This window comes from Serratia sp. Z4 (genome assembly GCF_009900725.1).
GTDB classification, from domain to species: Bacteria; Pseudomonadota; Gammaproteobacteria; order Enterobacterales; family Enterobacteriaceae; genus Serratia; species Serratia nematodiphila.
This window is the reverse complement of the sequence record NZ_JAAABD010000005.1, coordinates 309944-320370: the sequence shown is the minus strand read 5'-3', so window position 1 is coordinate 320370 and position 10427 is coordinate 309944. Positions and strand designations below refer to the sequence as shown.

General features: G+C 60.1%; 9 protein-coding genes. 2 read left to right on the top strand and 7 right to left on the bottom strand.

The window, feature by feature from the left end; translation table 11 throughout:
• Positions 1–289: 289 nt before the first annotated feature.
• Together GT753_RS19195 and mdtD are read left to right on the top strand one after the other, a co-directional pair.
• A complete protein-coding gene (locus tag GT753_RS19195) occupies positions 290–979 on the top strand; it encodes a FadR/GntR family transcriptional regulator (protein ID WP_004933751.1) in 690 nt (229 codons plus the stop codon).
• Between the two features lie 67 nt (positions 980–1046).
• Positions 1047–2462 carry a multidrug transporter subunit MdtD gene (gene mdtD, locus GT753_RS19190; RefSeq protein WP_088382018.1) on the top strand — a complete coding sequence of 472 codons (1416 nt, stop codon included), beginning with the start codon at positions 1047–1049 and terminating at the stop codon, positions 2460–2462.
• Here the strand turns inward: mdtD and rbsR are convergent.
• From rbsR to kup, 7 genes are all read right to left on the bottom strand, one after another.
• Positions 2459–3460 carry a ribose operon transcriptional repressor RbsR gene (rbsR, locus tag GT753_RS19185; protein WP_088382019.1) on the bottom strand — a complete coding sequence of 334 codons (1002 nt, stop codon included), beginning with the start codon at positions 3458–3460 and terminating at the stop codon, positions 2459–2461. The two genes, mdtD and rbsR, sit on opposite strands and share 4 nt — an antisense overlap.
• Positions 3461–3464: 4 nt before the next feature.
• Complete coding sequence (gene rbsK / locus GT753_RS19180) at positions 3465–4391, bottom strand: ribokinase (protein WP_160125844.1); 927 nt, start codon at positions 4389–4391, stop codon at positions 3465–3467.
• Between the two features lie 61 nt (positions 4392–4452).
• Complete coding sequence (gene rbsB / locus GT753_RS19175; RefSeq protein WP_160125848.1) at positions 4453–5340, bottom strand: ribose ABC transporter substrate-binding protein RbsB; 888 nt, start codon at positions 5338–5340, stop codon at positions 4453–4455.
• A 24-nt stretch (positions 5341–5364) separates the two neighbouring features.
• Positions 5365–6333 carry a ribose ABC transporter permease gene (rbsC, locus tag GT753_RS19170; RefSeq protein ID WP_033652333.1) on the bottom strand — a complete coding sequence of 323 codons (969 nt, stop codon included), beginning with the start codon at positions 6331–6333 and terminating at the stop codon, positions 5365–5367.
• Positions 6334–6339: 6 nt separating this feature from the next.
• Entirely contained in the window at positions 6340–7845 is a 1506-nt protein-coding gene (gene rbsA, locus GT753_RS19165) for a ribose ABC transporter ATP-binding protein RbsA (protein WP_004933767.1), read from the bottom strand.
• Positions 7846–7852: 7 nt separating this feature from the next.
• On the bottom strand, positions 7853–8272 hold the full coding sequence (gene rbsD, locus GT753_RS19160) for a D-ribose pyranase (RefSeq protein WP_015379466.1): 420 nt from the start codon (positions 8270–8272) through the stop codon (positions 7853–7855).
• Positions 8273–8442: 170 nt separating this feature from the next.
• Entirely contained in the window at positions 8443–10311 is a 1869-nt protein-coding gene (gene kup, locus GT753_RS19155) for a low affinity potassium transporter Kup (RefSeq protein ID WP_049240407.1), read from the bottom strand.
• Positions 10312–10427: the final 116 nt, after the last annotated feature.

The following is a 10427-nucleotide window of genomic DNA, read 5'->3' as shown; positions in this document are numbered from 1 at the left end:
GCGGGCTGCGTATACTACGCTTTTCGCCCGGAGAGTCAAGCGTTTATTTCGCTTTCTTCTCGCTGACCCGGCGGCTTGTCAGTCGTTGTTCCCGGTCAGTGGAGGCGCATTATAGGGAGTTCTCGGCAGGCCGCAACCCCTAATTGCAAAAAACTTTTCAAGCGCGGATTTTTTCAACAAAAGGGCGAAAAAGCGGCGAATTAATGTCACTTTTTCAGGTAAACAGCCATAAAAGCTGGCGATCACTGGAGTAAAATAGAAATAACGATGTCAGTAAGGATCCGCAGCCATGCCGTTAAATGCACAACAACAGGCCGCCCAACGCAATCTTTCTTATCTGCTTGCAGAAAAACTCGGCCAACAAATTCTGGCAGGCGATTATCAGGCCGGCAGCATCCTGCCTGGTGAAATGGAACTGGGCGAGCAATTCGGCGTCAGCCGCACCGCGGTGCGCGAAGCGGTAAAGATGTTAGCCGCCAAAGGCATGTTGTTGCCGCGCCCGCGCATTGGCACCCGCGTGATGCCGCAAAGCCAATGGAATTTCCTCGATCAAGATTTACTGACCTGGTGGATGACGCGGGAAAACTTCGATCAGGTGATGCAACACTTCCTTATCTTGCGCACCTCGCTGGAGCCGCAGGCCTGCGCGTTGGCGGCAAACCACGCCAGCCCGCAACAAACCAAGTTGCTGGCGGGGCTGATGGCGGAAATGCGCGCGCTGCATACCCAGTTTGATCGCGAGCGTTGGATCCAGGTCGATACCCAATTCCACCAGCTTATCTACGAGGCCAGCGGCAACCCGTTCCTGACCTCGTTCGCCAACCTGTTCAGTTCGGTGTACCAAAGCTACTTCCGCGCCATCACCGGCAATGAAGTGATCAAGCTGCGCCATCATCAGGCTATCGTCGATGCGATACTCGCCGGAGACAGCGCAGGCGCACTCGTCGCCTGCCAGGTGCTGCTGAAAGAGAAAGACTAGACACGCTCCCCGCTTATATATAGAAGAAAGAGACGAGGGACAGACGACCATTTAACCAGGACCGACCATGACCCAATCCGCGCGCAGTATGGCAGGACTACCGTGGATCGCCGCAATGGCGTTCTTTATGCAGGCGCTGGACGCCACTATCCTCAACACCGCGCTGCCGGCGATCGCCCAAAGCCTGGGGCGTTCGCCGCTGGCGATGCAATCGGCCGTCATCAGCTACACGCTGACGGTGGCGATGCTGATCCCGGTCAGCGGCTGGCTGGCGGATCGCTTCGGCACTCGACGGATATTCATCTTCGCCGTCACGTTATTCACCCTCGGTTCGCTGTTGTGCGCCCTCTCCCCCACGTTGAGCGTGCTGGTTGCCTCTCGCGTGCTGCAGGGCATCGGCGGCGCGATGATGATGCCGGTCGCGCGGTTGGCGCTGCTGCGCGCCTACCCGCGCAGCGAACTGCTGCCGGTGCTGAACTTCGTCACCATGCCCGGCCTGGTCGGGCCGATTCTCGGGCCGCTGCTGGGCGGCTGGCTGGTAACCTACGCCACCTGGCACTGGATTTTCCTGATCAATATTCCTATCGGTCTGCTCGGCATCTTCTATGCACGCAAATACATGCCGGACTTCACCACGCCCAAACGCCGCTTCGATTTCCTTGGTTTTATGCTGTTCGGCCTGAGTCTGGTGCTGATCTCTACCGGGCTGGAACTGTTTGGCGAGCGGGTGCTGGCGAGCTACGTTTCGCTGGGCATTCTGCTCAGCGGCTTCGTGATGCTGTTCGGCTACATCGCGCACGCACGCCGCCACCCTCAGCCGCTGATCGGTCTCGACCTGTTCAAAACCCGCACCTTCTCGGTCGGCATCGCCGGCAACGTCGCCTCCAGGTTGGGCACCGGCTGCGTGCCGTTTTTAATGCCGCTCATGCTGCAGGTGGGATTCGGTTACACGGCAATCGTCGCCGGTTGCATGATGGCGCCAACCGCCATCGGCTCACTGATGGCGAAATCCACCGTCACTCAGGTGCTGCGCTGGTTCGGTTATCGTAAAACGCTGGTCGGCATCACCGTTATCATCGGGGTGCTGATCGCCCAGTTTGCCCTGCAAAGCCCGGGCATGCCGCTGTGGCTGATGATCCTGCCGCTGTTCGTGCTGGGCATGGCGATGTCCACCCAGTTCACAGCCATGAACACCATCAGCCTGGCGGATTTGAACGACGCCAACGCCAGCGCCGGCAACAGCGTCCTGGCGGTCACCCAACAACTGTCCATCAGCTTCGGCGTGGCGATCAGCGCGGCGGTGCTGCGTTTTTACGAATCCCTGTCGTTAGGCACCATGATCGACCACTTCCATTACACCTTTATCACCATGGGGATCGTCACCGTGGCGTCGGCGCTGGTGTTTATGTTGCTGAGAAGGAAAGATGGCCGCAATTTGATCAGCGGCCAGGAAAGCAAGAAAGAAGCGAAGGCGGCCAGTTAACGGCGCCCCACCGAAGCGCGCTCCACCAGCTCGGGCGTCAGCACCAGCACCTGGGGCGCGCGCTCCGGATTTTGCAGGCGGTTGATCAGCGCATCGATCGCCAGCTCGCCCAGCGAATCCTTCGGTTGATGAATGGTGCTCAGCGGCGGCGCCAGATAACGCGCCAGCTCAATATCATCGTACCCCATCACCGCCATATCCTGCGGCACGGAAAGCCCGGCCTGATACAGCGCCTGATAAACGCCTACCGCCACCGCGTCGTTGCCGGCGAACACCGCATGCGGCGGTTCGTCCAGCGCCAACAGTTGGCGCATGGCGTTCACGCCGCCCTCAAACTCAAAGTCGCAATGCACTTCATACCCTGACGGAACCGGTAATTCGGCGCGCCGCATCGCGTTGCGATAGCCTTCCAGCCGGTGACGGGCGGTGGTTTTATCCTGCGGGCCGGCGATGCAGGCGATCTTGCGGTAGCCGCGGGCGATCAGATGATCGGTCGCCATCTCGCCGCCCAGCAGCGAGTTATCCTGAATAATGTCGTTGGCACCCTCGAACGGCGCCCAGTCCATCATCACGATCGGCAATGACGGGTAACGGCTCAGGGCATCTTGCGATGGCCGGTGATTTTCGGTGCACATCAACAGCAAACCGTCGACGCGCTTTTGCAGCAGCGTCTCCATGCTGCGGTTCATGCGCGCGGCATCTTCTTCGGTATTGCACAGGATCAGGCTGTAGCCACGTTCATAACAGCTGCGCTCCACGCCGCGCACCACTTCGGCATAAAACGGGTTGTTGCTGGCGGTCACCAGCATGCCGATGGTGCGGGTTTGATTAAGCTTCAGGCTGCGCGCCAGCGCAGAAGGCGCATAGTTCAACTGTTCCACGGCCGCCATGACCTTGTCGCGCACGCTGTCGCTGACAAAGCGATTGTTGTTGACCACATGCGAAACGGTAGAGGTTGAAACGCCCGCCAGGCGGGCGACATCTTTCATGGTGGCCAAAGGATCACCCCTGTTGCTGCAAGAAGGCGTCAATCTCTTCGCGCCACGGCACCGAAGGCTGCGCGCCGGGGCGGGTTACGGCGATCGCCGCCGCCGCATGGGCGAAACGCACCGCGTCGGCCATGCTGTTGCCTTCCAACAGGGCGGTCACCAGCGCACCGTTAAAGGTATCGCCGGCGGCGATGGTATCCACCGCTTGCACTTTGAAGCCGGGCACCCGTTTGCCGTTGCCGTTTTCGCTCAGCCACACGCCACGGCTGCCGAGGGTGATGATCACCGTCGCGATGCCTTTGTCGTGCAGCGCCTGCGCCGCGCGCGCCGCATCGGCGTCGTTGTCCACAGCGACGCCGGTCAGGCGCTGCGCTTCGGTTTCATTCGGGGTGATCATATCAATCATCCCCAGCAGCTCGTCCGGCAGCTCGCGCGCCGGGGCCGGGTTGAGGATCACTTGCGTTTGATGTTGCTTGGCCAAGCGGGCGGCGGCGATCACCGTCTCCAACGGCGACTCCAGCTGCATCAGCAGGGCATCGGCGTCGATGACTTTTTGCCGGTAGCGCGCCAGGTAATCCGGCGTTACCGCGGCGTTGGCGCCGGCATTGATGCCGATCACGTTCTCGCCTTCGGCGTTGACGAAGATCAGCGCCACGCCGGTGGTGCTGTCGGCGATGGCTTCAATCGGTTGGGTATCAATGCGATCGCTCGCCAGCTGCCGGCGGACACGCTCGCCGATATCGTCGGCGCCCACGCAGGCGATAAAGGCGATCTCCGCCCCACTGCGCCCGGCCGCCACCGCCTGATTCGCTCCCTTGCCGCCAAACGCCACCTTATACTGCTTCCCGATCACCGTTTCGCCCGGGTGGGGGAATTGTTCAATATTGAGGATATGGTCGGCATTGATGCTGCCCAGAACCACCAGCTTACCTGTTTCCATCGCATTGATTCCTGAATTGCGCGCCATCGTAAACGCCCCGTCCCGATGGCGCTGGTATGACTTACTTAGTGACCAGTTTCAAATCGACCGGAATGGTCGCCGGCACTTTTTCGCCTTTCAGCACTTTATCGGCGGTTTCCACGCCTATCACGCCGATCTGATCGGGACGCTGCGCCACGGTCGCCGCCAGCTTGCCGCCTTCAACCGCTTTCACGCCGTCGGCGGTGCCGTCGAAGCCTACCACGATCACGTCGGTTTTACCGGCGGTTTGCAGCGCACGCAGCGCGCCCAGCGCCATTTCATCGTTCTGGGCAAATACCGCCTGCACATCCGGGTGAGCGGTCAGCAGGTTCTGCATCACGTTCAGGCCCTTGGTGCGGTCGAAATCGGCCGGCTGGCTGGCCAGCAGCTTGAATTTATTCTGATCCAGCGACTGTTTGAAGCCTTCGCCGCGTTCACGCGCGGCGGAGGTGCCGGCAATGCCTTCCAGCTGAATCACCTTGGCGTCGGCGCCCGCTTTCTTGGCGATGAAGTCGCCGGCCATTTTGCCGCCCACGCGGTTATCCGAAGCGATATGGCTCACCACTTCACCCTTGCTCGCCACGCGGTCCAACGTGATGACCGGGATCTCAGCCTGGTTGGCCATCTTGATGGCGTTACCGACCGCATCGGAGTCGGTCGGGTTGATCAACAGCAGCTTGGGCGCCCGCACCATCAGATCCTGCACGTTGGCCAGTTCCTTCGCCGGGTTGTTTTGGGAATCCAGCACCACCAGGTTATAACCCAGCTTGTTGGCCTCTTGCTGCGCCCCATCCTTCATCGAGACGAAGAACGGGTTGTTGAGGGTGGACACCACCAGCGCGATGGTCTCTTTGGCCATGGCATTGGCGCTCAGGGTGGCGCTCAGCGCGATGGCGGAGGCTAAGGTTGCCAGTTTTTTCATTTTCATCATCGTGATTCCTGTAGGGGGAGGTTACTTGTTGCTTTTGTTATCTACCAGAACCGCCAGCAGTATCACCACTGCCTTCACGATCATTTGGTAGTAGGAAGAAACACCCAATAAATTCAGGCCGTTGTTCAGGAAGCCGAGGATCAGCGCCCCGATCAGCGTGCCGACGATGCGCCCCTTGCCGCCGGCCAGGCTGGTGCCACCCAGCACCACGGCGGCGATGGCGTCCAGCTCATAGCCTGTGCCGGCGGTCGGCTGCGCCGACGAGAGGCGCGCCACTTCGATTACCCCCGCCAGCGCCGCCAACAGGCCGCACAGCGAGTAGACGATAATCTTCACTTTATCGACGCTGATGCCGGACAGACGGGTCGCCGCTTCATTGCCGCCCAGGGCATAAATATAGCGGCCCAGGCGCGTATGGTGCAGCATATACCAGGCGGCGATGAACACGATCGCCATGATCCAGATCGGCGTCGGCACGCCCAGCGGACGGCCGATGCCGAACCAGCCGAAGGTGTCGGCCACGTCGGTAAAACCGGTGTTGATCGGGCTGCCGTTGGTGTACACCATGGTGACGCCGCGCAGCAGCAGCATCATCACCAGCGTGGCGATAAAGGCCTGCACTTTGCCTTTGGCGACGATCACCCCGGTGCAGGCGCCAATCGCGGCGCCCAGCGCCAAGGCCGCCGCCACCGCCACCAGCGCGTTGACTTCAAAGCCGACGATCGACGCCGCCACCGCGCCGGTCAGGGCCAGCAGCGATCCCACCGACAGATCGATGCCGGAAGTGAGGATCACCAGCGTCATCCCCACCGCCATGATGGCGTTGACCGAGGTCTGCTGCAGAATATTGAACAGGTTGTTCAGTGTGAAGAAGTTCGGGCTCATGGAAGAGACCACAGCGATCAGCACCAGCAGCGCAATCAACGACTTCTGCTCTAACAGCCATTCTTTACTGAACCAGCGCTTAGCTGCGATAGTCTGGGAACTCATATCTGATTACTCCTGCTTTACGCCGTATTGCTTGCCGACGGCTGCCGCCATCAACGCTTCCTGGGTGGCCTGTTCAATCGGGAACTCGCCGCTGAGATGCCCTTCGTGCATCACCAGAATGCGATCGCTCATGCCCATCACCTCCGGCATTTCCGAAGACACCAGAATGATGCTCAGCCCTTCCTGTTTGAACTGGTTGATTAACTGATAGATCTCTTTTTTGGCGCCGACATCGACGCCGCGCGTCGGCTCATCGAGGATCAGCACCTTCGGCCGGGTCATCAGGCCGCGGGCGATCGCCACTTTCTGCTGATTACCGCCGGAAAGCAGACCTATAGGCTGCTCCATCGACGGCGTTTTGATATTGAACAGCCGGATGAAATCCCCCACCGCCTGCCGCTCATCGGCCTGTTTCAGGCTGCCGTCGGCGCGGCTAAAGTAGCGCAGCGCGGTCAGCGACATGTTTTCCTTCACCGACATGCCCAACACCAGGCCGTCGCGCTTGCGGTCTTCCGAGATATAGACGATGCCGTTCGCCAACCCATCCTGAGGCGAATGGGCGACCACCTCGCGGCCGTCCAGGCTGACGGTGCCGGCCTTGCGCGGCGCGGCGCCGTACAGGATCTTCATCAATTCGGTGCGCCCGGCGCCCATCAGCCCGGCCACGCCGAGGATCTCGCCGCGGTACAGCGTAAAGCTGACGTCTTCAACGCCGGGGCCGGAAAGATGACTGACTTCCAGCCGCTTTTCACCACGCGGCAAATCCAGGCGCGGATATTGTTCTTCCAGCTTGCGGCCGACCATCATCTCAATCAGCGAATCTTCCTGCAGCTCGCTCACCGGCCGCTCGGCGATAAACTGCCCGTCGCGGAACACGGTCACGTCGTCGCAGATTTCAAAGATCTCTTTCAGACGGTGCGAGATATAGACGATGCCGCGCCCTTCGGCCTTCAGCTCATTGATCACCTTGAACAGCGAGGCGGTTTCGGTGTCGGTCAGCGCATCGGTCGGTTCGTCCATGATGATCACTTTCGATTCGAAGCTCAGCACCTTGGCGATCTCCACCATCTGCTGATCGCCGATCGACAGCTCGCCCACCAGCCGGTGGCTGCTGTAGCGGAGATTGAGCCGCGCCAACAAGCGATCGGCCTCGGCGTACATGCGCTTCCAGTCAATGCGGCCGAAACGGTTGACGAACTCGCGGCCGAGGAAGATGTTTTCCGCAATCGTCAGCTGCGGGATCAGGTTCAGCTCCTGATGAATAATGCCGATGCCCGCTTCCTGCGAATCCTTGGGCCCGTTGAACGCCACCTCTTTACCGAGAAAATACTGGCTGCCGGCGTCTTTCTGGTAGATGCCGGTCAGCACTTTCATCATGGTGGACTTCCCGGCGCCGTTTTCCCCCACCAGCGCCATCACCTTGCCGGGATAAACGCTGAGGGCAGCGCCGGAAAGCGCCTTCACGCCGGGAAAGGCTTTATCAATCCCTTTCAGTTGCAGTAAAGGTTGCATAAACGCCTCAGAAAGTTACGCCGGCGCACAGGATCACGTTCGCGTAAGGCGAACACTCCCCGCTGCGGATCACCGCCCGGCTGTGCTCGGTTTGCGCTTTAAACGCCTGATGGCTGATATAGCGCACGCTGATGGTATTGCCCTGGCGTTGGCCCAGTGCGGTCAGTTCAGCCAACAGAGCCTCGTGGAGCGACGGATTCTGTTTCACGATCTCTTCCGCCAGGATGGCGCTTTCTACCTGCATCTCTTGCGTGACCGCCGCGAACACCTGCATGAAGGTCGGCACGCCCTGCGTCAACGCCAGATCGATGCGCTGCGTCGCCGCCGGTATCGGCAGGCCCGCATCGCACAGGGTGAGCTGGTCGGTATGCCCCAGCCGGGCAATCACGGCAGACACGTCAGAATTCAGTAATACGCCTTTTTTCATCTTCTCACTCCGCTAGCGAAACGTTTCGCTCTTTGGGGGAGTTTAAAAAAACGGCAGGGGAAGGCAACCAGGACAATGCAGAAGTGTGATCGTTATCGAAACGTTTCGTTCGCGCACGGAGAAAGCGCAAACAAAAGGGGCTCAGCCATGCTGAGCCCCTGTCAGGCGGATTAGATCTCGACCTGCGTACCGAGTTCGATGACCCGGTTCGGCGGGATTTCGAACTGATCCGGCGCGCGCAGCGCATTGCGGCTCAGGGCGACGAACAGTTTGCCGCGCAGGTAGAGGTACCACGGCCGCTTGGTGAGGATCAGCGATTCATGGGACATGAAGAACGACGTCTCCGACATGCGGCACGGCAACCCTTCCAGCCCGCAGCGGTGGAACACCTCCTCGACGTTCGGCGTTTCGCGCCAGCCGTAGCTGGCCACCACCCGCCAGAAGGTCGGCGACAGCTGCTCGATGGTCACCCGGCGCACGTTGTGCACGTAAGGCGCATCCTCGGTGCGCAGCGTCAGCAGCACCACGCGCTCGTGCAGCACCTTGTTGTGCTTCAGGTTGTGCAACAGCGCAAAAGGAATGACGTTGGTGGCGCGCGACAAGAAGACCGCGGTGCCCGGCACCCGTACCGGCGGCGATTTCTCCAGCGAGGCAATCATCGCCTCCAGCGAGTTGCCGTGTTCATGCAGGCGGCGCAGCAAGCGGAAGCGCTCGCTCTTCCAGGTAGTCATAATGATGAACATCACCAGCGCCAGGGTCAGCGGCAGCCAGCCGCCGGAGAACAGCTTCAGGGCGTTGGCAGAGAACATCGGCACGTCGATGATCAGCAAGATGGTTACGATGCCGATCGCCAGGAAGCGGTTCCAGTGCCAGTTATTAATCGCCACCGAAGTGACCAGAATGCTGGTCAGCACCATGGTGCCGGTGACGGCGATACCGTACGCCGCCGCCAGGTTGCTGGAGTGCTCGAAGCCGATGATCACCAGCACCACCGAGATGTACAGCGTCCAGTTGATCACCGGAATGTAGATCTGGCCGGATTCCATTTCCGAGGTGTGAATGATGCGCATCGGCGACAGATAGCCCAGGCGCACCGCCTGGCGAGTCAGCGAGAAGACGCCGGAAATCACCGCCTGCGAAGCGATCACCGTCGCCAGGGTCGCCAGAATCAGCAGCGGGATCAGCGCCCAATCGGGCGCCAGCAGGAAGAACGGGTTTTTGATCGCCTCCGGATTTTTCAGCAGCAGCGCCCCTTGGCCGAAGTAGTTGAGCACCAGCGAAGGCAGCACCACGGTGAACCAGGCCAGGCGGATCGGGAACTTGCCGAAGTGCCCCATATCGGCATACAGCGCCTCGACGCCGGTGATCGACAACACCACTGCCCCCAGTGCGAAGAACGATACCTTCTTATATTCAATGAAGAAGTTGAGCGCCCATTTGGGATTCAGCGCCTGCAGCACTTCCGGGTTTGAAATGATGCTGCGCGCGCCCAGCACCGCCAACACGATGAACCACAGCAGCATTACCGGGGCGAACAGCTTGCCGACGCTGCCGGTGCCGTGCTTTTGGATAACGAACAGCAGCGTCAACACCAGAATGGAGAGCGGCACGATATAGGCATCGAGCGCAGGGGCGGCGATTTCCAACCCTTCTATCGCCGACATCACCGAGATCGCCGGGGTGATCACCACCTCGCCATAGAAGAAGCTGCCGCCGATCAGACCCAGTATCACCAGCACCGCAGTAGTACGCGCCGAGGTATTGCGCCCGGCCAGCGACATCAGCGTCAGAATACCACCCTCGCCGGCGTTGTCCGCGCGCATCACGTAGGTGAGATATTTGAGGGAAACGATCACGATCAGCATCCAGAAAATCAGCGACAGGAAGCCGAAAACCACGTCTGGACGAACATCGAAGCCGTAATGGCCGGAGAAACACTCTCTCAGTGTATAGAGAGGGCTGGTGCCGATATCACCGTAGACCACGCCGATGGCAGCCAGGGTTACCGCCGATAAGGACTGCTTATGCTCTGCGCTCATAATTCGTTTCTTTATCAGAACATCCGTTAGCGATGCATCCGCATCAGGCAAAATACGGGCTCAAAGATCCGTCACGCCCACCAGAAAGCCGCACAGTATGCACCATTTATACCGCT

What these genes read in the sequence shown, in the direction of transcription:
- GT753_RS19195 (WP_004933751.1), top strand. Translation starts at nt 290, where the DNA reads ATGCCGTTAAATGCACAACAACAGGCCGCCCAACGCAATCTTTCTTAT.
- mdtD (WP_088382018.1), top strand. Translation starts at nt 1,047, where the DNA reads ATGACCCAATCCGCGCGCAGTATGGCAGGACTACCGTGGATCGCCGCA.
- rbsK (WP_160125844.1), bottom strand. Translation starts at nt 4,391, where the DNA reads ATGGAAACAGGTAAGCTGGTGGTTCTGGGCAGCATCAATGCCGACCAT.
- rbsB (WP_160125848.1), bottom strand. Translation starts at nt 5,340, where the DNA reads ATGAAAATGAAAAAACTGGCAACCTTAGCCTCCGCCATCGCGCTGAGC.
- rbsC (WP_033652333.1), bottom strand. Translation starts at nt 6,333, where the DNA reads ATGAGTTCCCAGACTATCGCAGCTAAGCGCTGGTTCAGTAAAGAATGG.
- rbsA (WP_004933767.1), bottom strand. Translation starts at nt 7,845, where the DNA reads ATGCAACCTTTACTGCAACTGAAAGGGATTGATAAAGCCTTTCCCGGC.
- rbsD (WP_015379466.1), bottom strand. Translation starts at nt 8,272, where the DNA reads ATGAAAAAAGGCGTATTACTGAATTCTGACGTGTCTGCCGTGATTGCC.
- kup (WP_049240407.1), bottom strand. Translation starts at nt 10,311, where the DNA reads ATGAGCGCAGAGCATAAGCAGTCCTTATCGGCGGTAACCCTGGCTGCC.